This window comes from Delftia sp. ASV31 (assembly GCF_016428765.1).
GTDB lineage: Bacteria > Pseudomonadota > Gammaproteobacteria > Burkholderiales > Burkholderiaceae_C > Comamonas > Comamonas acidovorans.
Map to the genome: position 1 here is coordinate 1 of NZ_JAELTK010000321.1, position 301 is coordinate 301.

1 protein-coding gene is annotated in these 301 nt (G+C 75.4%); it reads left to right on the top strand.

Going from position 1 to position 301, the window contains the following annotated elements; translation table 11 throughout:
• Nucleotides 1-301 (top strand): hypothetical protein (locus JHD82_RS29635; protein WP_199140494.1); only part of this gene is annotated, 301 nt, incomplete at both ends.

Here is a 301-nt window from a genome sequence, read left to right on the forward strand (position 1 = left end):
CACGGGCGAGCTGGTGGACTTTGCCAGCCAGCAATCGCTGGGCCCCTGCCCCAAGTGCGGTGCGCCGGTCTTCGAACACGGCAGCAACTACGTCTGCGCCAAGGCCGTGCCCACGCTGGCCCAGGCCTGTCTCTTATACACATCTCCGAGCCCACGAGACGCTGACGTTGATCGCGTATGCCGTCTTCTGCTTGAAAAGAGGGGGGGGGGGGGGGGGGGGGGGGGGGGGGGGGGGGGGGGGGGGGGGGGGGGGGGGGGGGGGGGGGGGGGGGGGGGGGGGGGGGGGGGGGGGGGGGGGGGG